This window comes from Blastopirellula marina (assembly GCF_002967715.1).
Classification (GTDB): domain Bacteria; phylum Planctomycetota; class Planctomycetia; order Pirellulales; family Pirellulaceae; genus Bremerella; species Bremerella marina_B.
This window is the reverse complement of record NZ_PUIA01000001.1, coordinates 1-23,740: the sequence shown is the minus strand read 5'-3', so window position 1 is coordinate 23,740 and position 23,740 is coordinate 1. Positions and strand designations below refer to the sequence as shown.

Here is a 23,740-nt window from a genome sequence, read left to right as displayed (position 1 = left end):
TTCCAATAACAAAGTTCAAGAAAAAAAATCGTACACGCTGACTTTAAATCGCAGGAAGCACCATGGCCTCGCGGCAAATTCACCCCTGGTTGATCGCTCCCATCTTGGGAATTCTAGGGGCGGTTGGCCCCTTGGCGATCGACTTATACCTGCCAGGCATGCCGCAAATCACGTCCGAACTGGGTATCAGCGAAGGGGTCGTCCAGTTCAGCCTGATGACCTTCCTGGCCGGGCTGATGATGGGACAGTTATTCTATGGCCCCCTTTCCGATCGTGTCGGGCGTAAGCCGATGATCGTGGGTGGCCTGCTGCTGTTTATCGTCGCGTCGCTGGGGTGTGCATTCGTGCAAAATGGGGAACAACTCCTCGCGCTGCGTTTCGTCCAAGGACTGGGCGGGGCGATTGGCCGTGTCGCTGGCATGGCCGTCGTACGCGATCTTTACACCGGGCCGACCGCCGCCAAACTGGTCGCCATGATGATGCTGGTGCTGGGGCTGGCCCCAATTCTGGGTCCCTTGATGGGCTCGGCTATTTTGATGTTCGCTTCCTGGCGATGGATCTTTGTGTTTCTCGCGCTGTTTGGGGTTGGTTGCATCGTGCTCGTGATGACGCTGATGCCGGAAACCCGCCTGCCGCATCAGCGAACTTCCAGTCACCCGATCGCTGCCCTGAAGAACTACGGCTCGCTACTGGTTAGTCGGCAGTACATGCCGTATGTGGCAACAATGGCCTTTGCTCAGGCAGGCATTTACGCCTACCTGACCGGTTCGTCGTTCGCGTTCATCAACATCCATGGCATTTCGCCAACCCTTTTCAGCTGCATCTTTGCATCGAATGCGGTTGGACTGATGATTGGTGCTCAGAGTGGTACGCGACTGCTGGGGCGTTTCAGTGCCGAAACCATCATCCGCAGGGCGCTGGCCACCTACATCCTGGCCGCCGTGACACTCCTTTCGCTAGAGCTGGCTGGCGAAATGAACGTCGTGCTGCTGCCAGTCTTGCTGTTTGTGATCATCACATCGATCGGCTTCGTCTTGCCCCTGTGCGGTGTGATGGCGTTGGAATCCCAGGGCAAGATCTCCGGCACCGCCGCCGCGCTGATGGGTGCCTGCCAGTTCGGCTTCGGTACGATCGCGGCGCTCGTGATTGGCCTGACTGCTAACGGAACCGCGATTCCCATGGCTGTGACGATTGCCCTGGCCGCGATTGCCGCAGGCATCACCGCGAATTGGGCGTTTCCCAAGCCAGAACCAAGCGAAGAACTTTGTCTGGGCGAGAAGAGTGTCTAAGGATTGGCCGTCTCGTCTTCGGGCACTTTAGGAGCCAGCCACACCATCATTCCCGCGCACGTCCTGGGTGCGTCGTCGTCGCTGGTTGGATCCTCTACCGGGTAAACCCGCGTGCGACGGAGAACGATCGCTTCGTCCGGATCGAATGTAGTCACCACGTACTCGGGGTCCTGGATCAGACCTTCGTTTCGCGTGCAATACCACTTCGGGCCCCCGTCGTGTCGAGCAACCGCACGAGACTCGCCGCCATAATGAAGCAGCCATGAGGCCTCGCGTGGCGATAGTCCATGATACAGCATCGTTTGCACGGCCTGGGCTGGCACAACGTAGCGGCCGCGTACTGTTACGGTAGTAGGCAAGTCCACTTCCGGTTCAATCGAAAGATTGATTCGAACTTCGCCGTTGGTGAGTGATTCAACGTGGATGGGATCTTCAGGAAGACCCTCCGCGGGAAGATGCGTGAAGGCCACGAATAGGTCGTATTCCTTCCCTTCGGGAATCACGACGTGCCATTCCCAAGAGGCGTTTGCCAACACCGGCACACCGATCGCCGTGACTTTAGTTGAGTCGGTGACTAGAGGAATCCCTAGTGCCTGCGAGAGCTGTTCGGTTCGCACTTTTAACCGAGAAAGCTGCTGGGATTTCTGCCAATTAGAGATCGAGAGAGCCACGACCGTAATCAAGAGAATCATCGAGAGCAACGAGAAGCGAATACCCCATGACTTTTTTCGCGAAGGCGGGACATCAGCACCATGCTGCTCGGAAGCGGTCATTGATCGAGTTCCTCATGCCAACAAAACATCGACTGCAAGTCATCGCCTAAGACCTTCTGACGGATGAGCGGACATGGAAGTAGATTCGCTGAACCATCTGGCTGCGGCTCGCGTTCGATCCATAATCGAAAAACTTCCAGCGGCAGGTAATCGACGGGCTCTTGGTCTGCGGGAGAGAGAGGCTCGTCGACTTTCCAGAGGAGTAGCGGGACTTCTTCATCTGGCTCGTAATCGATGTCCGATATCGTTGCAGTACGCAGGTTTATATAAAGGTTGTTATCTACTACCATGCCAACCTTTCGTCCTGGTTGGTTATTGCTTTCACCAGGCAAAGTGTATTCTCCGGAAGGAAGACCTCGGGCCTCAAGCCACGGGACATCTTCACGAGACACACTGCCCCCCGCCTGCAAACTCACATAGGGATTATCGACCGCTAGAAGAAATCTCCACTGGGGCAAAGCGAGCGTGGGATCGAAGACGAACATCTGCGTGATCACGTAGGTGCCCGGCGAAAGGGTCAGGGACGAACGCGCTGCAGGCTTGGGTGTTTTGGGTGGAATGCTGTCATAGTTATTTTTGATTTGATAGGTGCTCCCCTCCGGCAGATGGACCCGCCATTGCCACATGTTATCGGCAGGCACTTTTAAGGGGCGAACGTAAATTTTGCTTTTGTCTATAACATCCAGCAGCTGATAATCGCGTCGCATCTGCTTCAGTTGAGCATTACGATCGGCAAGCTGCCACTGCGACTGAAAATACGCCAGCGAAAGTCCTACGATCGCCGTTACCAGCAGGATGGTGAGAATCGAAAAGCGAAAACGAAGCGGCGAGATCTCTTGATGATCCACGCGGTTCTCCTTCGTACTATTTGAATCGCTCACGGCTGGACGGCTCCTTTGACTTCTTCAATCCAAATCAAAAGGCCTTCGTTCCCTTGATTGTCAGGCGTGGGACGCTGTAGATCGACTAGACGGAACAATTGAAATTGCTGTTCGTCGAGCGGAGCTTCACAGGTCAAATCCGCAGGTAAAACGCTGTGCGGGAAAGTCACTGCTTTGCCGTCCACGTCTCCCAGCCAGGGAACATTGGGGTTGGTGATTGGTGGAAAGCCATATTTGCCCACTTCCAGCCACTTGGCACCTTCGAAATTCAGTTCGCGCGAGTCAAATCTTCGCTGGGCGTTTTGCTGTTGGTCGTCCTGCTTCCAATCAATAAATCGTAAAGCTTTCCATGTTCCTAGTTCACTGCGTACCAGTTGAATATTGAGCAGGTTGTCGCCCGGCATCAGTTCCAACGGCCACGACTCAGGCGGATAACCGTCACGCGGCACGACTTCACTTAGGCAGACAAGATACGACTTGCCAGGGGGTACCTGGATACGCCACTGCCAGACATGCAGTAGTGGTTGACTGATCGAACGAACATACACACGCTCGTCATTGGGAATATGAAACATCCCAGCGGCAGCATACGCACGACGTGCATCCTCTTCGACAACCATTAACTGTCGAGAAGTCATCGCGTGCGAAAGAACGATTGCAACAAGGGCGGTCACCAAGATCATTGTCCCAATCGAAAATCGGAACCCCCATTTCCTGGTTTGCCTGGCAGGCGGTTGCTGCAAGGGTTCAGTCGTATCCATACGAAGTATCCTGCATGATGCGTGTTGCTGATTTACTTACGGAAGCGGTACCGGTTCGATCCATAATTCCAGCCCCTCCGTGCGGCCATCCTCATGCCGAAGTCCCATGGAGAAAAGGTTGGCGTTTTTCGTTGGATCGTAAGGGCCTTGGAAGTGGTTTGCATCTCGTTCGATATGGCTGATCACGTAATCGTCTGGCGATTCGACCACCAGCCGATGAATAGTCCGCCAATAGAACTGGGAAATAGCCCCTCGACTTGCGTTAAAATCGTGCGTCGAAACACGGCGTGTTGGAACGACGCCTGATTGAGAGCTTGACCAATCGGTGGTCAATTCTCCTTGAAACAATCCATTCGTTTTCTGGACGACTCGAAATGTGAGAATCCCGGTACCGGGCTCCAGTAGCACTCGCCACTTCGCCGAGTCATCGTCCAAATAGACGTCTCCATCGAGTGATAGACAAAACTGATAGTTACGCCCTGGCGGGAGATAAACTCGCTTTTGGATATAAAACGGCAATTGCTTCGCCATGGTCAATTGGTAAATCTGGCTCGGATCCTGTACATCGAGCAATTTGAAATCCTGGCGAACCTCTCGCAGGTTCCGTTCGGCATCCGACAACTTCTTCGACGTCCAAACATGCGATACCAACAGCGTTGCAAAGACCATCACAACCAAGAATGTCTTAAACGAGAAGTTCCATGCATTGCGAAAGAGTTGCTGCGGCTTGTGCAACTCTCTCACTTGCGGGTCAGGCTGTGCCTGATCGGTTTGGAAAAGCGGATCGCTATTCATGGGGCTCAGTCTACCCCACGTGTTTGGTCGAGACCATCATTTTTGCGGTATCGTGGCACTAGCAATCTTGTAAGAAAAATGGACGACCCAGGCGCGGCATTTAGCCCTCGCCGTTCAAGCGTAGAAAAATGCTTGCTCCTGCGTTTCCCAGTGCCAAGCCCAGACAGATGATCGTGATCCAGAAGATCATGCTACCAATCGAGAACCGCACCCTCTGATATTCCAGACGAGAAGGATCGAAGCGTGGGCGTTCGTCGTGGGGGTGCTCGGTATCCATGCGGCCAGTCTAACCAACAGATCACGGAAAAACCAAACACTTCGTGGCGAATTGCCTCGCGCGTCCCGGCAAGTTAGGATAAACGTTTTTCCAACTCCCTCTCCATAATCAACCCATCCCATATTCGGAGCTTCCCCCATGCGTGTTTCCTCCCTGGCACTAACTTTGCTGACCTGTGCGGCGATGGCTGCCACGGCCATAGCTGATGATGTTAAAAAAACGATTGGCGAGATCGAACGGCTTGACCCTGCGTTTGATGAGTTGGTTCCCAAAGATGCCAAAATCGAAGTGCTGGCTGATGGGTTCGAGTGGTCGGAAGGACCGGTCTGGATGCCCAAGGGTTTCCTGCTGTTCAGCGACATCCCCAATAACCGGATCGTGAAGTACAAGCCTGGGCACGGGACCGATGTTTTCATGCAGCCTGCCGGGTACACCGGGATGCCCAAGTTTGAAGGGCAAGAGCCTGGCACCAACGGCCTGGCGATCTCTCCGGAAGGGCACCTGACGATGTGCTGCCATGGCGATCGCAACATCACGCAGATGATCGACGGCGAACGCAAGGTGCTGGTCTCGCACTACGAAGGGAAACGCCTGAACAGCCCGAACGACTTGGTTTATCACTCCAACGGCGACCTCTACTTCACCGATCCTCCGTACGGCCTGCCAGGCGGATTGAACGGGAAGGAAGCCGACCTCGATTACTGCGGCGTTTATCGCTTGGGCAAAGATGGCAAGCTGACGCTGTTGACCAAGGAATGCCCTCGCCCCAACGGCATTGCTTTCTCACCGGATGAAAAGACCCTGTACGTGGCGGACTCGCAAGAGTGCCACTGGAAAGCGTTCCCAGTGAAGGAAGATGGCACGCTGGGCGAAAGCAAAATGTTCTACGACGCGAAACAGTGGCGTGGCAAGCGTCCAGGTGGTAGTGACGGCATGAAGGTCGACACCAACGGCAACGTCTGGGCAACCGGTCCAGGCGGCGTGCTGGTCTTCACCCCAGAAGGCAAGCTGCTGGGTCGCATCAGCACCGGCGAACGCACCGCCAACTGCGCCTTCGGCCCGGACGGCACGCTGTACCTGACGGCCGACATGTACCTGTGCCGGGTGAAGACGAACGCGAAGGGCCTGATCGGGTCGAAGTAATCAGTTTCGCCTCGTTCCCCTCAATAGAAAATCCGTAAGATGGCTACACCTTGGTAAGGTGATAGCCATCTTTTCTTTTAGCGGCCATCGTGTCACGATTGATGGCTAACGATGATCCTAGAAGCCATGTCCCTTTGACGAAGTACTATGTCTGCAGCACGACAAACGACTGGAATTCCCAAGCTGGATGAGCACCTCGGAGGAGGCCTGATTCCTGGCACGCTGACGCTAGTGATCGGTGCGACCGGCATTGGCAAGACGCAAATGGGAGTTCACTTCGCCCACGCCGGGCAGGAAGCCGACAACCACAAGGGGATCTTCTTCGACATGAGCACGCGGGGAGACTCGCAGAGCCATGTCGAGTACGCCGAGCGAATGTTCGGCTGGGCACCGATCGAAGCCGACTCGCATAAGCAGCCTGACCTGGAGAACTTCTTCGAGTCGGACCTGACGCACGGCGAGATGCTGCATGTGTTCGACTACCAAGGCAAACGAGTCTCGCGCCGCGAGATGGACTGGGACGAACTGGGCCATTGGCAGAAGCAAATCAACGAGAAGCTGGCGACCACAATCGGCTACCTGTACGGCAATTTCACGCGAGGTTGCCGCCGCGTGGTGATCGACGGGCTGGAGCCAGTCGACGTACCGGCCGAGTCGATTCAGATCGAGCTATTCGAGTACGTCTATCACCAGGTGCTCCGCAAAGACCCGATGTGGGTCGCACGCGATCTCTTTCGCCAGGCATTTCGCCGCAACAGCGAAGCGGCCGAGAAGCACAACTACGACAGCCAATCGATCGGCTGCATGATGCTGCAGACGTCCAAAGAAGCCATGCTCGAGCACCTGATCTCCCGCAATCTGGACGAAGGGGATTTGATCAGCGGTGCGAACACCGTCATTTACATGGGCAAGATGCTCGAAGGCACCAAGATCCGCCGAGCCATGTATATTAGCAAACACCGCGGCAGCGCCGCGACCGATGAGATTATCCCATACCACATCGACGATGCTGGGATTCAGATCGACGGGTAAAAATCCCGGTTCCCTGAAGGACCTGAACCCAAGCCGTGCATCTTGGGCAAACCGGCGAGATGCCCCCTCACCCTAGCCCTCTCCCCCACAGACGGTGGAGAGGGAACAAGATGAATTACATGCCACCGCGCGAGACATCGGAGTGATGCTTGGCCTGTTCGGCCTTCTCGATGTACTTCGGATCGCGGGTTGCCTCGAAGGCCTTTTGGTAGGTCACGCTAAGGGCCGTGAAGTTGAACGGTTCGGTCGGCTCCAACTGACAGGCCATCTCGGCGTGGTAGCAGGCATTCTCGAAGTCGTTCAGATTCCCGTAGGTCACCGCCAAGGCCATATGCGACAGGACATGTTCAGGCTTTGCTGCCAAAACCGCTTTGAATTTCTCGACGGCTTCGGCATATTTACCTTCGTCTCGAAGCTTTTCGCCTTCTTTGTACAGGGCAGACGTATCGGACATGGTCTCGCAATCATTGGTAAAAGACGCAAAATGGGTTCGGGAACGTCCCCAGATTATAGGGAGGATTACCCTGTTTGACACGACCCTGCCTGCTGGCGGTGCTAGCGATTCCGATTGCGGGAACTCCCGCGCAAATCGACAGTTTCGATCGATCGGGGTGGACAGGTTTTACCGATAATCGTATCTAGGAATGCCAAAGCGCAAAGAAATGCGGCCAGGAAGGCCCTTTCCCGCGGCTGCGAATCATCGATACCCATCTTCGACCTTCAGCAAAAGGATTTGCTGTGACTCAGATCCACCCTTCCGCAATCGTTCATCCATCGGCGGAAATTGGCGAAAACGTCACGATCGGCCCATTCTGTGTCGTTGAAGAAAACACCAAGGTTGGGGATGGCTGTCAGCTGAATTCCTTTGTCTCGATCAAACAAGGCACCCGACTTGGGGCCAACAATAAAGTCCACGAACATGCCGTCATCGGCGGGCCTCCGCAGCACCTACGTGCAGGCAGCGACTTGGGTGACGTGATCATCGGTACGGGCAACGTCATCCGAGAATTCACCACCATCCACCGTGGCTTAGCACCCGGCAAGGATACGGTCATCGGTGATAACAATCTGCTGATGGTTCAAGCCCACGTCGGCCACGACACGATCATCGGCAACAACACCATTATCACTAACAACGTAATGCTGGGCGGTCACGTCGTTATCGAAGACCGAGCCTACGTCAGTGGTGCCGTTGCTGTGCACCAGTTCTGCCGCATTGGCCGCAACGCTATGGTCGGCGGTCAGGCACACGTCGTGCAAGACGTCGCCCCGTATGTCACCGTCGATGGCTGCAGCAGCCTGGTGGTGGGACTGAACATCATCGGCCTGAAACGAAGCGGATTCTCGCCAGAACAGCTTTCGGAATTGAAGCGGGCCTACCGCATCATCTTCCGCTCGAACCTGACCAATCGGGAAGCCCTGGAACGCGTTCGACGCGAATTCCCGATGAGCCCAGCGGTTCACTTCGCCGACTTCCTGGCCGAAAGCGAACGCGGCTTTATCCAGGCCCGCAGCCGTGGCCGCGGTGTGGACGTCAGCCGTCCGCAACTTCGTGTTCTGTCGAATGGCGAAGACAACACCAGCGACGCAAGCCGCCGTGCTGGTTAAGTCAAGTTCGTTGTTTTGACATCGTATGCGTGATAGGGTGAGTACATAAGCATCTCACCCTTTTTGCGTTTGGAATTGGCCCAGCGGATGCCCAAAGCGATGTCGAATCTCAACGATCAATCGCAGGAAAACAACGGCTACTCCGGCTTCATCTTCGCCGCGTTCTTGGCCATCTTCTTCTGCTTCTTACTCTTCCTGGCCATACCACTGCTGGCTCTGGCGATTTATCTGCTTTGGATACTACCGAGCCTGATCCATGCGTGGGTTAATATTACTCGCCAAAGTCGCAATCTGCCGCTGCCATGGGAAGACCAGTTTGCCGCGTTGATCGTGGCATTCATCCTGCAAATTCCCCTATGGCTGACCGCCGGATTCCTGGGCTTTCTGCTGGGCGCATTAGCATACGACCTGCTGGTTCAAGCTTCGATTCCCAATATACCGCCGAGGTTGGGAGGCTATTTCCTCTTCTGGAGCGTGACAACCTTGGGGGTCTATCTCACGTTGTTCTCAGCCGTGCTGCTATGGACCACGATTGGCAGTTATAGCAACGACCAGGACTCGAAAACCGTCAGCATCCGCGACGCCAAGCCGATCTATCACCCGTTTTAATTTTCTTGAAACGCCCCTGGCATAGCGGTAGACTGGCAAAGATATCTCGTAACATCACCTCCCCAACGAGACCCTTCCTGCCTGGACCTGGCTATGCGAATTCCTTCCTGTGCGTTTGTTCTCGTGTCGTTCCTTACGGTAAGCCTGGTCCAGGCCGAGGAGTGCTCGACCGCGTTGTGGAAGCCCTACAGCCCGCGCGACGAGATTCGTCCTGAGTTCCAAATCGACAAGCAAGGTGGCCTCGACGGGCAGCCTGGGTATGTCATCGTTCATGATCAGCGGGATGCTCTCGACGGTGCGTGGAAGTGTGAATTGCCGATTGAAGGGGGGCAGTACTACCAGCTTTCGGTCGCTGCCAACCTCTCGGAAGTGAGTGAGCCTCGGCGCGGTGTGTATGCGGAAGTGTGGTTCACCAACGAAAAGGATCAGGTCGTAAAGTATGAGTCCGGCGATCAGTCTCGCCCGTATTACGCGGCGGCCGCCGAGCCTGATGAGGCTGGCTGGACGCGGTTCACAGGGACTTTCCCAGCACCCAAGTCGGCCACCAAGGGGGTCGTGAAGCTGCAGCTTCGCTGGTCACCGGAAAGCCGCGTGGTATGGAGTGATGTTTCGCTGCAGAAGGCCGATCCGCCGAAGGCTCGGAAGGTCCGCCTGGCGGCGATCAACTATCGCCCTCGCAACAGCAAGTCATCGCTTGAATCTCTCGCTCAATGCGAACCACATCTTGCTGAAGCATCTGATCAGAAGGCGGACCTTGCGGTACTTGGAGAAGTGCTGACAGCGGTTGGCAGACCTGATTCGTTTGAAGAGGTTGCCGAACCGATTCCCGGTCCGACAACCAATCGTCTCGGTGAATTGGCGGCCAAGTATGACATGTACCTGGTGACTTCGATTTACGAAAAATCTGAGTACAAGATCTTCAACACGGCGGTGCTGGTCGGGCCTGATGGCAAGCTGGTCGGCAAGTATCGCAAAGTGTGCCTGGCGCGGGACGAGTACCGCAAAGGGGTCGCTCCTGGCGATAGTTTCCCGGTGTTCGACACACCGCTCGGAAAGATCGGCATGATGATCTGTTTCGACGTGCACATGCCCGAAGTAGCTCGCGGCCTGGCGGCCAATGGGGCCGAGATCATCGCCATGCCGATCATGGGGGGCGATCCGAACCTGGCCAAAGCACGCTGCATCGAGAACCAGGTTTACCTGGTAACGGCGTCGTATTCGATTAACGATGACTGGATGCAGTCTGGCGTGTGGGATCTCTCGGGAACGCTTCGCACCAGGGCCACTGCGGAAGACACGGTGGTCATCGCGGAAGTCGACCTCGCCCAACCGTACCTGTGGCGAGCCAACATGGGACAGTTTCGCCCCCGGCTACGCCACGAACGGCCTGGCAATATTCTTCCTCCTTAAAACGTCGAAGACTGAGGCGGGCAGTGGCAACCGGTAATTGGCTTCAGAACGCCTTGTTTTGCCGCAATTTACGCAATAAGTACACACTTCCGAGGGTGACTTGCCAGCGATTGAAACGAGGCTCATTAAGAGAGCAAAGACACGCAACACATCCAACCAACTATTCAACAGAGTTCAATCGGTCGTCTGAGAGGTCGAGCTGGTACATCATCGTATTGTAGTCGTACCGTGGTGTCGCGACCTGAGTGGCAGAGAACTGCTTGGTGTAGGTGCCGTCGAAATAGATCAGCTTTCCATCGGCCTGATCAAGGAAGTCGTGGTGCACTGGATTGTAGAAGGTGTACTTGTCGTGCGTGACAATCTTCTTCGCCTTTTCCCAGGTGCCTGGGATTGACTTGGAGGTGAGGAAATAGACTTCCCCCAGGTTCGATTCTTCGCCGTAGATCTCGTTGGCGATCATCACCCAGCATTCGAGATAGTCGTTCCATCGCACCGAACCGCGATGGAGCGTAATCTTGCGTCCCTTGTCAATATCGATCGTTTGAAGCCAACCTTCCCCGGCTTCAATGTGCCCTGCCTGTTCAAGTTGACGCTGCCGCTGGGCGTCGACCAGATCGGTATCCTTACGCCAGGCATAGTCGAGCTTGCCGTTGGCATCGCGAACAAGTCGCGGGCTGCACGTGTCGAACGTGGTCCCCTCTTCCAGGCATGTCCAGGCTTCATACTGCTTTGGATCGAACACTGCATCCCAATTGGCCGGCACACGCAGGATTGGGTAGGGAGTCGCGAAGTAAATGTATGCCTGGCCGTTGTCGGTATGCCGAAAGGTTTGCCCCTGAGGATACAGTCGAGAGTCTGGCGAAAACTGGTTGATCTGCTGGAACAGTTCCTTATCTTCGTTGAATACGGCGATGCCGCTGCGATGCTCTTTGCCTAGTCCTTCGCGTACCGAGTAATGCGTGACCGCGCGGGTCTGCCCCTGGTTGTCTTCGAGAGTGAAGATGCCGTGCATCCAAATGACTGTTCCACCGATGTCATTTTTGAACATCGGTTTGCTGAAGCCGCTGTCGTCGACCATGTAGGTTTGACCGATCCCAATCGACGGATCCATGCCGCCACGGTTGGGCAGTTCCGACCAGGCCCCAGAGGTAGCAAAGTTACCCAGGGGATACGATACACGCGCCGTGTCTCCCCATGTCCATAGGATTCGATCTCCTAAGACAACGGCCTGGGTCGAGTCCTGCCCCATCACCTGGGCGTTCATATTCGGATGACGCCAAGGGGTCGGCAGGCCCAAGCGAGTTGAATGGTGAAACTGCCCCTGGCCGGTCACGCGATAGAGCCGCTGGGCAATGTTATTCCGCTTGATCTTTAGCTGGACCGTCTCACCAGGCCGCACTTCTAACGCTCGGCCACGGTTGCCGAAGCCATCGGCGGGAAACTCGTAGCCGTGCGAATCGATCGAGAAGTAGACCTTCTGACCCATCAGCCCTGGCTCGTCGACAGCAACCCATCCGGCATTGTCGGTGACCAGGCGAATCTCGTTAGTCGTGCGAAGTTCTACCAGGGGCACGCCGCGACCGGTCGCTTCGTCAATGACTTGAATGCCAAAGGGATGATGCACATCCGAAGGCTGAGTCGGCAGGCCCTGCGCCGAAAGGACGGCACGCAGAACCAAGGCCAAAAGCAACGAAGCGAGGATCATGACCCAATGGGCACGGCGGCGTAACATGCGAAGCTCGGAGGGGGATTATGCAGGAATGCACGCACCGCTATGCATGCATTTAGGGGAGGGAGTCGCGAAGGGAAATCGATGGAATCGATGAACTTCTATGTTAACTAGTTTCCCCGGAGGGATGCCAGAGAATAAAATTGGGCATTCGCTAATCGCTGAGAGACAGACCAAAGTTTTTGCTAGCGAGATCTCCCCGAGCTAGCAGAATATCCTTCCTGTGGCTCGTTTCGATGCAGCTTGCCATCCACATCAAAGCAAGAGCCCCAGCTTGCCCTGCCATAAGGAACAACGCATGTGGATTGGTGAATTTGCTTGTAATCCCAATGCATCGTCATGAAGATGGGGACAGAAGGGGACACCGTCGGCGGATAAGATAACCGCCGAAACCAAGAAAGGGATTCTCCACGTGTTTGCGCTTGCCTATGCGAGTTATAGTACCATCGATAGTGCCGAACTTGATCTCGAAGGATTAGCCCGTCACGCCGCCTCGAAGAACGCCGCTCTGGAAATTACAGGCTACCTGTGTTACGACCACGGCGTCTTCTTTCAGTATCTCGAAGGAGAGCGGCAGATTGTTTTGGACCTGATGGAGGTCATCGAGAAAGACAGCCGCCACGATGTGGTCAACACCGTCGAGCTCGGCGAATATGACGAACGCATTTTCCCCGACTGGAACATGCGGTACCTGAACCGTAGCGACCTGCGGCGTGTCGATTTAGAAAATGTCCTGGAACATTCGCTGTTTCACATGGACCCGAAGCTGTACGGCCAGGAGAATATCGTGGCCCTGATTAAAGCCCTGGTGGCGAATATTTCGGCTCGGCAGAACCATCTGAAAGCGGTTTAAATTCCCATAGAACGTTGTTCTAGACGGGTTGAATTGGTTTTTCAGGCAAATCTGGGAAGACAGACCATTTTTTGCCCCCTGGGGTCCTTGAAAAAAGAACCATCCCGAGGCATAAATAGCTGTTTCCACCTGAGAACACAGGCCGAAGTGGCGGAATTGGCAGACGCGCTAGGTTCAGGTCCTAGTGGGGGTTAACCCCGTGGAGGTTCAAGTCCTCTCTTCGGCACTACTTACACCATAAGGGTTTGCGTAGAATTCAACGCAAGCCTTTTTTCATGCGCTTGCAGCATCCTGACGCCCAATTGCGGACGTTTTGTGGACAACATTTCGCTCACAGGGGACTGCCATGGCATCGCTCGAATTACGGGGTAAAAAGTACGCGGTTATTTTCCGTTTCGGAGGGTTAAAATTCTCTCGTTCGCTCAAGACGAGCAGCGAGTTGGAAGCTCGATCCAGACTGTCCCGCCTAGAAGAAAACCTGCGGCTGGTGGAAGCAGGGCGGCTCGTCGTGCCTGATGATGCCGATGTCGCCACCTTCCTGTTATCTGATGGTCGCATTAATCAAAAACCGCAGCTTCTTCGTCTGACGCTTAGCGAGCTATTCGAAAAATTCTTCCAGGAGATCCCCGAAAACTCCCTGGAGAACAATACGCTCGCGACGATGAAAATCCATCAGCGGCACTTGGTCAATAAGTTGGGCGGCAAACTAGACATTCTAAGACTCTCCCTGAGCGATCTGCAGGGCTACGTCCGAGCACGTAGCCAAGATGACGGCCAACGTGGCAAGAAGGTCGGAGCAACGACGATCAAGAAGGAGATCGCTACATTCCGCGTCGTCTGGAACTGGGCAATCGACCACAAGCTTGTATCAGGCTCGTTCCCCAACAAGGGGTTACGAATGCCAAAGACAGTTGAACATCCTCCGTTTCAAACCTGGGACGAGATTGAGCCCTTGGTGCAAGGTATGGAAGAAGTCGAGGCGAAAGCCTACTGGGATTGTCTCTACCTTCGCGTCGAGGAGACTGAAGAGATCCTCAATTTTGTCCAAGAGCAGGCCCGGCATCCGTTCATTTACCCGATGTTCGTGATAGCGGCTCATACCGGGGCACGCCGTAGCGAAATACTGCGTTCGCAAATCGGCGACATTCAGCGGGATACGCTGCTGATTCGCGAGAAGAAGCGAAGGAAGGGACAGGAATCGACACGCCGCGTCCCGATTTCCGGGCGGCTGAGAACGGCACTGGACGATTGGCTTGAAAACCATCATCCAGGAGGAGGGCACACGTTTTGCTTTGGAGAGATGGCCCGGAGCCGGACGCGAAAATCGAATGTTCGTCCCATCACCGGCGACGAAGCCCAAGACCATTTCAACCGCACGCTGCAAAGCAGCAAATGGAAAGTGCTCCGAGGATGGCACTGTTTCCGCCACAGCTTTATCAGCAACCTGGCATCACAGGGCGTCGACCAGCGATTGATCGATGAATTTGTAGGACACACGAGCGAAGAGATTCGACGACGCTATCGTCACCTTCTGCCTGATGTGAAACAGGCCGCAATCCAATCGGTTTTCGGTTGAAGAGAATCGCGGTGCTTTCGGCGACTGCCCAATATTGGCAAATACGACCAAATTGGTTGCAATTCCCCCTCCGTCCGGTTATCAAGGCGTGTACCAGGGGGCAGTCACTAGCCCTATAGGGGATCTCATCAGGATAATCGACGGTTACCATGGACGCTCAAGCTCTTCAGCATGGACTTTCACTGGCTAAGCGAAATCTCAGTTGCGCGGTTGAATTGCCGGGAGCCGAGATGCTTGATATTGATGAGTGCCTTGAAGAACTCGCGGAATGGGCTCATCAAGTCGAAAAATTCACCCTGCGATTGATGCCACGCTTCCAGAGCAGCCCAGAACAATTCGAGGAAACAGAAGCTCGCTTTCGTATGCTCTGCCTGACAACGTATTTGCAAAGAGACCTGGGCATCGGCTACGACCAAACATGGAAAGAGATTCCACTTGAAGACGATGCCCTGTTCGATGACTCACAGCGTCTGTTTTTGCATGGAGTGATTTACGAACGGCGAGGCACCTGCAATTCCCTTCCCGTGCTCTTTACCGTTGTTGGACGCTGCCTTGGATATCCTCTCTACTTGGTCAAGTCAATTGGCCATACTTTTGTTCGGTGGGAAGATTGTTCAGACCGTTTCAACATTGAGACAACATCGCCAGGCTTTCGGGCACTTGATGATCGGCATTACCATCGTTGGCCCAAAGCAATGACCCATCAAGATACTCAGGCGACCTACCTGTTACGCAATATGAATGAAGAACAGGAAAACGCGGCGTTCTTTGCACTGCGTGGCCATTGCCTGACAGATAACCGCCGCTTCACCGACTCACTAGCCAGTTATCAAGAAGCTCAACGCACCGATCCGGACGATCCCAATTACCGTGGACATTCCGCAGTAGCAACGCTCATGGCGTCGATTGAGTCGCGAGCGATGTTCCATGAAATCGATGGTGCGGGAAACTTATTGAACGTCGTTTACCGTCGCCAGGGCGGGAACACAAAGCGTCCTGCAGCGTGGTGGGAAAAGAGATCGTTCCCACAAGCTCGAAAGCAATACGAATTCATTATGAAGAGTTGGGCGGACCGGGATACGGATGCCGCATTGGAAGACTTTTAATCGTTAACGGAGATCAGTTCCATGTTCGATCCCACCATTGGCCGTTGGATTAGTGAAGACCCGATTGGATTTGAAGCAGGGGATGAGAATCTTGCTCGGTATGTTAAAAACGCGTCCCTAGATTCAACCGACCCCAGTGGATTGCAAGTAGGTTTTTTCGAAGAAACAACAAGCGAGGTGACCTACTCCAAAGAGTTTTGGTATTCGATCGGATACCCTAAGAATAAAACAAACATCGATCTTAAAGTTAGAAAAACCAAACTACTCCCTCTAGATCGTAGTAAATGGGGCCATCTAAAGGAGAACGATATTGTCCTGGGCCCTGAAATACAAAGAGGTGAAGACGGCTTTAATCCATCGGTCACAAAACAGGAGATTACTCAGGGCACGAGGACGAGCGTTAGAGAGATAGAATTAACACTCACAAGCATTCGAGAAGTGTGGATTGTCAGAGAGGCAATTCCAGATCCTATGAACATGGAAGCCATATTATGTCGGTTGACATTGGTGGACCGCATAGCCCGTGTCCGAACATCGAAATGGTCGACCTTCAAACTGAAAAAGGACCAAGAGGGTAAGCATACTACTGAAAAACAAGAGTTTTTTAACGTGTTAACGCCTTTTGATACTCCAAATTCAATTGATGACAACAATTGGTTTCAACTTAAAAACTATCCAGGAATTAAGATTCTTCCAGGATACCATGGTGCAATACCTCCCCAAAACTTCTCAATTGCGCTTTCGATCGGCGTTAAACCTGGCGACAATAAATAGGTGCAGTCCAAACATTTTTTGCATAAACTTTGTAAGCATAGATTGACGAACGCGATCGACATTTGTAGCAAACCATCCTTGGTCTTCCATGCTCGGAAAGGCAAGGCAAGCCGTGATCGATTCTAATGCCGAAATGAACCACTTTTTGGCTTTGGGGATTGCCGTCTCCTTTGAGCCTTCAAGTTTTAGCCGTTAAACATGTCCTTATAGTGCGAAGATTGGCCAGATAATTCGAACATGATTCGTCGCTTCTTAATTCGTTTCCGATTATGGCACATGCTGATACTCATTGCGGCGGTCGGATTCACCACTCTAGCTTTAAAGTCATACTTAGCGAGGGGTGACTCCGATACCTTAGACCGATTAATGGTGGTCGGCGGATTTGAATGGGATTGGGAGATGGACCGGAATGGCCGCATCGTATCCTTGTCTTATTTCGGAGACAGGTACACTTCGAAGTGTACGTGGGAGTTAGCTAAACTTACGGAGCTCAAGAGTCTTTCTGTTGGAGATACTAACCTGTCGGTGTATTCAATTGAAACCCTTTTGTCTATGGACCAGTTTGAATACTTAGACTTAGGCAATACCGAACTAACTGAAGCTCAGTTAGTTGAATTTCGTGCGCGAAACCCTAAGTGCAAGCTTGTCTGGAAAAAACGAGAATAGCTATGAGGAAAGAAAAGCGGACTGGGGCGATTGCACCTCACATCACTTTCCCAGCAGGTACTTGTCTTACCTGCCTGCTTTTGTTCGTTCTTTCGTCGGAGAACTGTGCGGCTACCCAATTTGCTTTCGGATAGGAAGCGGCCCTTCGTTCTGAATGCGGGTCAGTTCCTCATGGCTCACTCGCCATTCAGTCGAATTACCACAGCCAACGCGGCTCTTTTCGGCGAGAATGCGATGATGCCTGGCCCACTCCCGAACAGTGTACTCAGATCGTCCTACGATCTGCGCGACCTCAGATATGGTGTAATACTCCTTCCGTACACGTTCAGAAGAAAGGTCGAACAGAAGGCTTTCAATTCGTTCTAGTCGTGCAATGATTTCGTTCATGATTAACCTCAATCGTGGATGAGAACAATTCCGCATGGATCTGAAATGGTTGAACTATCTTTCAGTGACATCTGCATGAGGGATGGCTAAGTCGGCGTTGTCCTGTAGGCGAACGACACCTGGCGCGACTTCCACAACAAGGCTCGTTTTGAGTATTGCCTTAAAGACTCGCGCGAAGCCGTTGATTGAATTGCCACAATTCTTAATTTGGTCCTTCACGCTCTCCTGAAGCTCACTTGTTTCCAGACTCTTTCCGTCTGCCAAGACCGCTTTGATAATGCCACGAACTTCATCATGAGAACATTTTTGCTTTCGCCGCTGACGCCGGAGTGCTTTGGATTTAAGTTCGGTCAATGTTACTCCCAACTGCTCCCGAACTTCCTGAACATCTAACAATTGCTCCTTGAGTTGGTCTTCTTGAGTTCGCAACTCATCGAATTGGTTTCTTAGTTGTTGTTCAATACGTTGGATGACTTCGTTCATAGCTGGCTCCAATCTAGTGTTCATGATCGTGCTCGGAGCTTTCGCGATTGAAACGCTCTGCCCGATCATCTTCCAGGCGATTCTGGTAAGCGTCCCAGTCACGTTCCGCACAGAAGTCTTCGTATTCTCTTGAAGAGACTTCGTCCCATTCCTCCCGCATCGTTTCAAACTCAGGCTCTTCTTGACGCCCCCGCTCCTGAGCTTCAATGATCGATCGGCGAGCGGCCTCATCGATCTCGGCATGCACGTCACGTTCAAGCTGTCCGCCTGGCCTGAATTCAAGCGTTGGATGAAGCTCAGAAGGCTCGATTTCCGGCTCTTCAGTCAACTCCCAGTCGATCGCATCATGTTCAAGGGGCTTCTCTTTCTGATTGGCTTTCTTGAATTCGTCACCCATACCGGGTGTGTTATCGAGTCCACTCATTTCATTCTCCTGAAAATAAAAGGGAAGGTTGTTAGGAAATGGTCCCGTAGAATGACTCACGTGTAAGTCCGTCATCAAAATGCCCATCCAAGGGCAAAGCGTTATAGCGACCTCCGTCGTTTAGCCGAAGAGGCTTGAAAGCAACTCGCTCCAGTCGCATCGGGGCTGCACCCGCAGGAAATGTGAATGCAAGCGGACTTGTCAGACGTAGCTGATTACTCACTTCAGCAGGAGTGAGCACATCAGTTGCTTGAATCCCACCACGACCGTTGTCAAAGGAATGTTTGCCAAGACGACGACTGATACGTTCTGCTGTGAGAATGTCGTTCACCGCGAAGTAAGTCATGGTCGAGGATGATTCGATTTCCGCAGCGCCATGTTCACCAAACATCTCAATTAATTGGGAATGTGACTGGACGTACAAGACCAACTTGACATTGCTCGATCGAAGGATCACAAAACCGTACTTCACGGCAGAAATGTCCTCACCCCACTGTCGATATTCGTCACCGACGAACAATGTAGGCGTCTTTGGAACTGGTTCCTTATTGGCAAGGATTTCTAGACTCATCTCTGAAATCGTTCGTAGCCAAGGAATGTCTTCTTGAAACGCGGCTCGTCCTTGACGCGGAATGATATAGACCGTGACTGGCGACTCCTCCTCACCTACCCAATGAAAGCTAAAATCACTTCCCGAAAGTTGCTTTCGCCAGGTGCTGTCGAGCATCCATGAAAGACCATTCGCAGTTTCGGAAAAGATCGAGCCAAAAGCCTTTTCGCCCAAGTTGTAGATATTACTGGCCCCCGTTTGCAGAAGACCATTCATACCATTGCACTGAAGGATCTGCTTCAGGAGCGATTCAAAATACTTGGGGCTGGCAATCCCGGTCTTGGGATCAATCCCTAATGTACGCTCCGCAATCCAGGGCAAAGTTCGGTGTGCTGGATTGGGATCAGTCAGGCAAACGTAGCCACATACCGACGCAAAGAGAGTTCTCGCCGTGAGTACGAACCATGGATCGGTTGAACAGTTCTTGGGACGGTCTGGAAAACTTCCACGAGCCAAGGCCATTAGCCTGGACCAAGCACTATCCTTGGTGAAATCGATATCATTCAGAAAGCCATAACGACAGGCGGGATAGACCGATTGATTACTGCCAAGAACGAAGGCTCGACTGTTGGGGATGTGATAACGACATTGACTGATTCCCGCAGGGTTGATGCCACGTTCGTGTTCCGCGAAACGCCCTTCCAAGAAGATACGTGGATCGACTCGACGCCCTAGAGTCAAATCGGCAAGAGATGGCTTCGGCGAGATAAAAATGCCACTCCCTTGGTGCAAGCTGGCAAGATGGGCTTCATGGGTAATATGCTTTCCTCCCCCTGTGGCGGCACAAACCACAGAATGCGCGTTGTCGTAAATGAATACCTCTTGTCCTCCGATACCGTCATCTTCGAACAGTGTTCGCCCAACAAATATCCCTTTTCCCAATTGACCGGCATAAGCATCCGGATTCGAGGGAAGAGGGCGAATAAACTGTCGGAAATGTACGGCAAGAATCCAAGAGGCGATATGGCCGCGATGTGCTTGAAACCATCTCCGCAAGAAGGGCGTGGCCTTGAGTTGCTCACATATTTCTAGCCAGATCTGTGGTATCCAAATCACGACCATCGGAACAGCAAGTTTTTGGAGAAGCTCGATGGCAACAGCTTCCAAGGAACTCCAAGATAATTCGACGGCAATCATTGCCGCGTGGGCACATTCGATAAGTCCCCATATGAAATACGGCAAAGCCACAAGCACGACGAGATTTACGGTTTGCCCGAACCATCCTCGCTTAGCCATCCATGGCCGTACGAAGATGTAGAGCCAAGCGACAAGGACCACCCTCATCATTCCATCCTGAAGACCGTCCACAACTATCATTTCGGGATGGGTCCACCACCGGTCATCAGATGGCAGGTACTCAAGTAGCACAAAGCTTCCGCAGCCCACCACCAACCCAATGAGGTGGGCCGCAATCCGCCGGAAACCGTAATGCCTAAGGAGACTTTTCATGATGAAGGGTTTCCCAATCAGATATCGATTTAGACCATACGTCCGATTAACCACGTGCTGAGAACGGTTTCCTAGATCCGCTCCCAGCTTTTATCCCAGACAACCTTTTTCCAGGCCGGGCTCAGGTCACGCTTGTCGATATCTTTCGCTCCATCGCCAGGTCCTTCGATTCGGTAGATTTTCTGGCGGCGAATGCCTTTCCAGATACAAACAACCCGAACCGTGGCTGGCTTGGTCCCTTGATAACAGTTCAGGTAAACCGATAAGTCCGATAGGCGATCGTTCTTAACGGTCAACACCTCCCAGTGAAGCATGTGAGCCATGTCGTCTTGAATCCACGAGGGGGTGCGAACATCTTTCTTTATGTTTCCGTATTCGGTTCGCATATTTCTGAAACTGATTTCCTCGTCATGACCTCGCGTGATGCCGTAGACATCCATGTCACAATGGGGGTCTTCTGAGAACCAATCGATTGCTACGGTAATCGTTTCTAAATCGCCTTCCACTTCTCTCAGATGTTCTTCCATCGCGGGAGGAAGCTCTGGTCCCGGAGGAGCGATCTCAGGTTCGTCTGGCGCGGCAACGACACTTGAATCGACTTTGACTTTGACAAGATCTTGGTGAGGGACTCGTACCGTTCTGGCGGTCTTTTGGCCGACGAATTCCATCTGGTTGCCATCATCTTTGGCAACGAGCTTTGTGATTGAATGCTCGTACGCCTTGAACGCGACATCTCCACCTGCCGTGATCCGTGAGAGTTGCGCACCCTTCGCCTGAGCAAAGAGTTGATAGAAGCGTTTAACGGCAGAGCGATGCCTCTCTCCTTCGCCCCAGGATTCGCTTGGCGAGAGCCAGGCAATTGTCGTGTTCTTCGGGAAATCAGAAGCGGCGTGAAAGGGACAAACAGGATTATTAAGCGATCCATCTTGCGGCACATAGCCACCACTCATCTTCCACCCTTGCTGGTGCGGATCATCGTAGAGCACGTCTCCCACGAGGATGACACGCGGCGAAAAATGGGTGCTTCGCAAAGAATTGACCGTTGAAGCCACACTGGGCACGCCCAGTTGGCCATTTCCGGTCGCATCAGAGCCATCAAACAGCAGCTTGATTTTCGGTAGTTGACTGCGAACATCCGAATGTCGTAGCCGTGTGTTCCGCCCACCGACTGGGACGACAAGCGATGCAACAGGCTGCTGGCTTGGAGCAGCGATAAAGTGAATCACATCGCCTGGCGATGCCGTCTCGCCAAGCAATTTTTGGAAACCGTGAGCGGCTTCATTTCGAGTTGGTTCGTCGATCCCATCCGCGATGAAGATATACCACTCCGAGTTTGACGGTGGATCGCTACCACAACCGGCGACAAGCCAGGCGAACGAAAGAATCCAAAGCGTACGAGTCATGCTTTTCATTTGATTGTTCCCTGTGAATTAGGAGTTAAGTGGATCGGTGCCGAGGTGGGCCTGCTTTGCCGCCAGTGCGGCATGCTGGCGTTTTAATTCCGCCAAATATGTCATTGCGAATGCCTGGCGCTCTTTGTCCAGTTGGGTCACGACTGCTTGCAACTTGGACTGAAGAAACGACAACGTCGCGATATTGGCGTCCAGGCGAGCCATTTCATTCGTCGTGTCCGAATAGAGAACAATCGGACGAGTTGTTGTCCGGTATAGCGATACGACGGACGCGTTGAGCAAACTAGCGCTCATCGCCGTCATCAAGGCCAGCAGCATCATCGACGCTCCAAAAAGCCAGTGCAGTGGCGGCGTCCAATCTGCGGCTTCTTCCGCTGCAAAAAGATCGACTTCGGAATGCGAGGCACCAAGCGACCATGCGAAGAGAACCATGGTGACAAGGCAGAGTGGCAAAGCCACACGGTTCATGGCGATGATGTATTTCTGGCGACCGCGTTCCGTTAGATTTCGCTCGAGGTATTTCAATACCGTGAACGCCCCGAGAACGGTTGGTAGGACAAAACAGAAAGCGCCCAGCCAATCTTCCTCGAAACCGAAGCCCGAACTCATCGCAAGGAACGTAGCGTTCTTGATTTCGCCCAGAAAGGACAGTGCAAACACTCCGGCCCACCCGGCGATTTTGGCTACTTTCGGAATGACGGTTAGGTCCCAAATCAATTCCATCTGTGTGGATAGAACTTCCTCAACGCGTGGCCGGTGATTTCGTACCTCTTCTTCGCGTTGACGGTCTTTTTCAGCATGATGCAGTCGTTGCTGAATTACCCTGACACCTTGCTCTGCCGTAGTTCGCTTGTGTGCTCGACTGGCATCGCTGTCCAAGGTCGCAAAGGCGTGCTGGATAACACGACTTTCAGCGTTCTTCACCCCTACAAACGAACGTACCGTTTGAGGATCGATTTCAAGAGAAGTCAGGGGTTGCGTAACGCACTCGGCGTAGACAACAGGAAGGTTCTGGTACTGAAACATCTGTTCGATGTTTCTCGGTACAGAATGAAGAGTTTTTTGGAACACATCCTCCGTCGGTGTTCCAGGAAGATACTTGTGATCTTCCTGGTAATCATCGTCGTGTGGCAGGCTCATTTGCATGTTTGCCATCTCACTTTTTAAGGGCTGAGTCATGATCGCGGCCTCCTCACAACAGACGGAAGTCTTCCCGCGATCACTCTTGCCCTTACTAATGTTTAAGAAACGCCGATTGCGACAAAGAAAATCAAGAACTCCTGAGTACGTGACCGGAACTCATTGCTAGAACACGCTTTACAGCGAGAGCTCTATTTCCATCTGCTTGACCAGACGAAGTTGACGCCTAGAAACCCCAGCAAGCAAATTGATTTTTAGAGGATTACAAGTACGTCTATATTGACGATGGAAGCACGAATGCGATTATTTTGTTGCTTCGATGCTATCTCGGAATGACTGAAATGCCCTTAATGTCTCAGCTGAGAGAGAACCAAATGTCAGAACATGGCTCGGTAACGGAGTTAGTTAAATGTCTCCAAACGGAGATTTGAAATGCCCCAAAAACCTGGCCCACCGTTATGAGAGTTCGGATTGGGTAAAAGGAATCGCAGTGGGCTGCTGGAGTGAGGGCGTAGCCCGAACGGAAGCAGGCCACTGCGACGCGAAGTCTGCG

22 protein-coding genes and 1 tRNA gene are annotated in these 23,740 nt (G+C 53.1%); 11 read left to right on the top strand and 12 right to left on the bottom strand.

What is annotated here, in order from left to right:
• The first annotated feature begins 62 nt into the window (after positions 1-62).
• Complete coding sequence (locus tag C5Y96_RS00120; protein ID WP_105349521.1) at positions 63-1,289, top strand: multidrug effflux MFS transporter; 1,227 nt, start codon at positions 63-65, stop codon at positions 1,287-1,289.
• Here C5Y96_RS00120 and C5Y96_RS00115 read toward each other — a convergent pair.
• The 4 genes from C5Y96_RS00115 to C5Y96_RS00100 all read right to left on the bottom strand — a co-directional run bounded on the left by C5Y96_RS00115 (position 1,286) and on the right by C5Y96_RS00100 (position 4,499).
• On the bottom strand, positions 1,286-2,062 hold the full coding sequence (locus C5Y96_RS00115; RefSeq protein ID WP_105349520.1) for a hypothetical protein: 777 nt from the start codon (positions 2,060-2,062) through the stop codon (positions 1,286-1,288). The genes C5Y96_RS00120 and C5Y96_RS00115 overlap by 4 nt on opposite strands.
• On the bottom strand, positions 2,059-2,943 hold the full coding sequence (locus C5Y96_RS00110; protein WP_105349519.1) for a hypothetical protein: 885 nt from the start codon (positions 2,941-2,943) through the stop codon (positions 2,059-2,061). The genes C5Y96_RS00115 and C5Y96_RS00110 overlap by 4 nt, the downstream gene beginning before the upstream one ends.
• The gene (locus tag C5Y96_RS00105; protein ID WP_146115454.1) at positions 2,940-3,617 is read right to left on the bottom strand and encodes a hypothetical protein; all 678 of its coding nucleotides are present in this window, start codon (positions 3,615-3,617) and stop codon (positions 2,940-2,942) included. The genes C5Y96_RS00110 and C5Y96_RS00105 overlap by 4 nt, the downstream gene beginning before the upstream one ends.
• A gap of 123 nt (positions 3,618-3,740) precedes the next feature.
• Positions 3,741-4,499 (bottom strand): hypothetical protein, encoded by a 759-nt coding sequence (locus C5Y96_RS00100; protein ID WP_105349517.1) that lies wholly within the window; start codon positions 4,497-4,499, stop codon positions 3,741-3,743.
• A gap of 415 nt (positions 4,500-4,914) precedes the next feature.
• On the opposite strand from C5Y96_RS00100, the gene C5Y96_RS00095 reads away from it, so the two are divergent.
• Together C5Y96_RS00095 and C5Y96_RS00090 are read left to right on the top strand one after the other, a co-directional pair.
• Complete coding sequence (locus tag C5Y96_RS00095) at positions 4,915-5,919, top strand: SMP-30/gluconolactonase/LRE family protein (protein WP_105349516.1); 1,005 nt, start codon at positions 4,915-4,917, stop codon at positions 5,917-5,919.
• Between the two features lie 147 nt (positions 5,920-6,066).
• Positions 6,067-6,951: an RAD55 family ATPase gene (locus C5Y96_RS00090; RefSeq protein ID WP_105349515.1), complete on the top strand. Its 885-nt coding sequence runs from the start codon at positions 6,067-6,069 to the stop codon at positions 6,949-6,951.
• Between the two features lie 115 nt (positions 6,952-7,066).
• On the opposite strand, the gene C5Y96_RS00085 is transcribed toward C5Y96_RS00090, so the two are convergent.
• Positions 7,067-7,405, bottom strand: a complete 339-nt coding sequence (locus C5Y96_RS00085) for a scaffolding protein (protein ID WP_105349514.1) — start codon at positions 7,403-7,405, stop codon at positions 7,067-7,069.
• A 284-nt stretch (positions 7,406-7,689) separates the two neighbouring features.
• Here C5Y96_RS00085 and lpxA point away from each other — a divergent pair, with 284 nt between their 5' ends.
• The 3 genes from lpxA (at position 7,690) to C5Y96_RS00070 (ending at position 10,578) form a co-directional block, all read left to right on the top strand.
• On the top strand, positions 7,690-8,559 hold the full coding sequence (gene lpxA, locus C5Y96_RS00080) for an acyl-ACP--UDP-N-acetylglucosamine O-acyltransferase (RefSeq protein WP_158261012.1): 870 nt from the start codon (positions 7,690-7,692) through the stop codon (positions 8,557-8,559).
• 63 nt (positions 8,560-8,622) lie between these two features.
• On the top strand, positions 8,623-9,168 hold the full coding sequence (locus tag C5Y96_RS00075; protein ID WP_146115453.1) for a hypothetical protein: 546 nt from the start codon (positions 8,623-8,625) through the stop codon (positions 9,166-9,168).
• A gap of 93 nt (positions 9,169-9,261) precedes the next feature.
• The gene (locus C5Y96_RS00070; protein ID WP_105349511.1) at positions 9,262-10,578 is read left to right on the top strand and encodes a carbon-nitrogen hydrolase family protein; all 1,317 of its coding nucleotides are present in this window, start codon (positions 9,262-9,264) and stop codon (positions 10,576-10,578) included.
• 160 nt (positions 10,579-10,738) lie between these two features.
• Here the strand turns inward: C5Y96_RS00070 and C5Y96_RS00065 are convergent, their stop codons facing one another.
• Positions 10,739-12,310 carry a hypothetical protein gene (locus C5Y96_RS00065; protein ID WP_105349510.1) on the bottom strand — a complete coding sequence of 524 codons (1,572 nt, stop codon included), beginning with the start codon at positions 12,308-12,310 and terminating at the stop codon, positions 10,739-10,741.
• Between the two features lie 409 nt (positions 12,311-12,719).
• Here C5Y96_RS00065 and C5Y96_RS00060 point away from each other — a divergent pair, with 409 nt between their 5' ends.
• The 5 genes from C5Y96_RS00060 to C5Y96_RS00040 all read left to right on the top strand — a co-directional run bounded on the left by C5Y96_RS00060 (position 12,720) and on the right by C5Y96_RS00040 (position 16,616).
• Complete coding sequence (locus C5Y96_RS00060; RefSeq protein WP_158261011.1) at positions 12,720-13,160, top strand: BLUF domain-containing protein; 441 nt, start codon at positions 12,720-12,722, stop codon at positions 13,158-13,160.
• Positions 13,161-13,301: 141 nt separating this feature from the next.
• Positions 13,302-13,386 (top strand) — tRNA-Leu (locus C5Y96_RS00055).
• 213 nt (positions 13,387-13,599) lie between these two features.
• A complete protein-coding gene (locus C5Y96_RS00050; RefSeq protein ID WP_158261010.1) occupies positions 13,600-14,736 on the top strand; it encodes a tyrosine-type recombinase/integrase in 1,137 nt (378 codons plus the stop codon).
• A gap of 149 nt (positions 14,737-14,885) precedes the next feature.
• Positions 14,886-15,842 carry a transglutaminase family protein gene (locus C5Y96_RS00045; protein WP_105349507.1) on the top strand — a complete coding sequence of 319 codons (957 nt, stop codon included), beginning with the start codon at positions 14,886-14,888 and terminating at the stop codon, positions 15,840-15,842.
• Positions 15,843-15,863: 21 nt separating this feature from the next.
• Positions 15,864-16,616, top strand: coding sequence for an RHS repeat-associated core domain-containing protein (locus C5Y96_RS00040; protein WP_105349506.1), 753 nt, complete (start codon positions 15,864-15,866; stop codon positions 16,614-16,616).
• 777 nt (positions 16,617-17,393) lie between these two features.
• Here C5Y96_RS00040 and C5Y96_RS00030 read toward each other — a convergent pair.
• From C5Y96_RS00030 to C5Y96_RS00005, 6 genes are all read right to left on the bottom strand, one after another.
• The gene (locus C5Y96_RS00030) at positions 17,394-17,669 is read right to left on the bottom strand and encodes a helix-turn-helix domain-containing protein (protein ID WP_105349504.1); all 276 of its coding nucleotides are present in this window, start codon (positions 17,667-17,669) and stop codon (positions 17,394-17,396) included.
• Between the two features lie 54 nt (positions 17,670-17,723).
• Positions 17,724-18,152 carry a hypothetical protein gene (locus C5Y96_RS00025; protein ID WP_105349503.1) on the bottom strand — a complete coding sequence of 143 codons (429 nt, stop codon included), beginning with the start codon at positions 18,150-18,152 and terminating at the stop codon, positions 17,724-17,726.
• Between the two features lie 13 nt (positions 18,153-18,165).
• Positions 18,166-18,576 carry a hypothetical protein gene (locus tag C5Y96_RS00020; protein WP_105349502.1) on the bottom strand — a complete coding sequence of 137 codons (411 nt, stop codon included), beginning with the start codon at positions 18,574-18,576 and terminating at the stop codon, positions 18,166-18,168.
• A gap of 31 nt (positions 18,577-18,607) precedes the next feature.
• On the bottom strand, positions 18,608-20,635 hold the full coding sequence (locus C5Y96_RS00015; protein ID WP_105349501.1) for a type IV secretory system conjugative DNA transfer family protein: 2,028 nt from the start codon (positions 20,633-20,635) through the stop codon (positions 18,608-18,610).
• Positions 20,636-20,706: 71 nt separating this feature from the next.
• On the bottom strand, positions 20,707-22,047 hold the full coding sequence (locus tag C5Y96_RS00010; protein WP_105349500.1) for a hypothetical protein: 1,341 nt from the start codon (positions 22,045-22,047) through the stop codon (positions 20,707-20,709).
• Positions 22,048-22,065: 18 nt separating this feature from the next.
• Entirely contained in the window at positions 22,066-23,226 is a 1,161-nt protein-coding gene (locus C5Y96_RS00005; RefSeq protein WP_146115452.1) for a hypothetical protein, read from the bottom strand.
• Between the last annotated feature and the right edge of the window lie 514 nt (positions 23,227-23,740).

Excerpts from the sequence above, each read along its gene's own strand:
- C5Y96_RS00120 (WP_105349521.1), top strand. The coding sequence starts at position 63 with ATGGCCTCGCGGCAAATTCACCCCTGGTTGATCGCTCCCATCTTGGGA.
- C5Y96_RS00115 (WP_105349520.1), bottom strand. The coding sequence starts at position 2,062 with ATGACCGCTTCCGAGCAGCATGGTGCTGATGTCCCGCCTTCGCGAAAA.
- C5Y96_RS00100 (WP_105349517.1), bottom strand. The coding sequence starts at position 4,499 with ATGAATAGCGATCCGCTTTTCCAAACCGATCAGGCACAGCCTGACCCG.
- C5Y96_RS00095 (WP_105349516.1), top strand. The coding sequence starts at position 4,915 with ATGCGTGTTTCCTCCCTGGCACTAACTTTGCTGACCTGTGCGGCGATG.
- C5Y96_RS00090 (WP_105349515.1), top strand. The coding sequence starts at position 6,067 with ATGTCTGCAGCACGACAAACGACTGGAATTCCCAAGCTGGATGAGCAC.
- C5Y96_RS00085 (WP_105349514.1), bottom strand. The coding sequence starts at position 7,405 with ATGTCCGATACGTCTGCCCTGTACAAAGAAGGCGAAAAGCTTCGAGAC.
- C5Y96_RS00070 (WP_105349511.1), top strand. The coding sequence starts at position 9,262 with ATGCGAATTCCTTCCTGTGCGTTTGTTCTCGTGTCGTTCCTTACGGTA.
- C5Y96_RS00065 (WP_105349510.1), bottom strand. The coding sequence starts at position 12,310 with ATGTTACGCCGCCGTGCCCATTGGGTCATGATCCTCGCTTCGTTGCTT.
- C5Y96_RS00045 (WP_105349507.1), top strand. The coding sequence starts at position 14,886 with ATGGACGCTCAAGCTCTTCAGCATGGACTTTCACTGGCTAAGCGAAAT.
- C5Y96_RS00040 (WP_105349506.1), top strand. The coding sequence starts at position 15,864 with ATGTTCGATCCCACCATTGGCCGTTGGATTAGTGAAGACCCGATTGGA.
- C5Y96_RS00030 (WP_105349504.1), bottom strand. The coding sequence starts at position 17,669 with ATGAACGAAATCATTGCACGACTAGAACGAATTGAAAGCCTTCTGTTC.
- C5Y96_RS00025 (WP_105349503.1), bottom strand. The coding sequence starts at position 18,152 with ATGAACGAAGTCATCCAACGTATTGAACAACAACTAAGAAACCAATTC.
- C5Y96_RS00020 (WP_105349502.1), bottom strand. The coding sequence starts at position 18,576 with ATGAGTGGACTCGATAACACACCCGGTATGGGTGACGAATTCAAGAAA.
- C5Y96_RS00015 (WP_105349501.1), bottom strand. The coding sequence starts at position 20,635 with ATGAAAAGTCTCCTTAGGCATTACGGTTTCCGGCGGATTGCGGCCCAC.
- C5Y96_RS00010 (WP_105349500.1), bottom strand. The coding sequence starts at position 22,047 with ATGAAAAGCATGACTCGTACGCTTTGGATTCTTTCGTTCGCCTGGCTT.
- C5Y96_RS00005 (WP_146115452.1), bottom strand. The coding sequence starts at position 23,226 with ATGACTCAGCCCTTAAAAAGTGAGATGGCAAACATGCAAATGAGCCTG.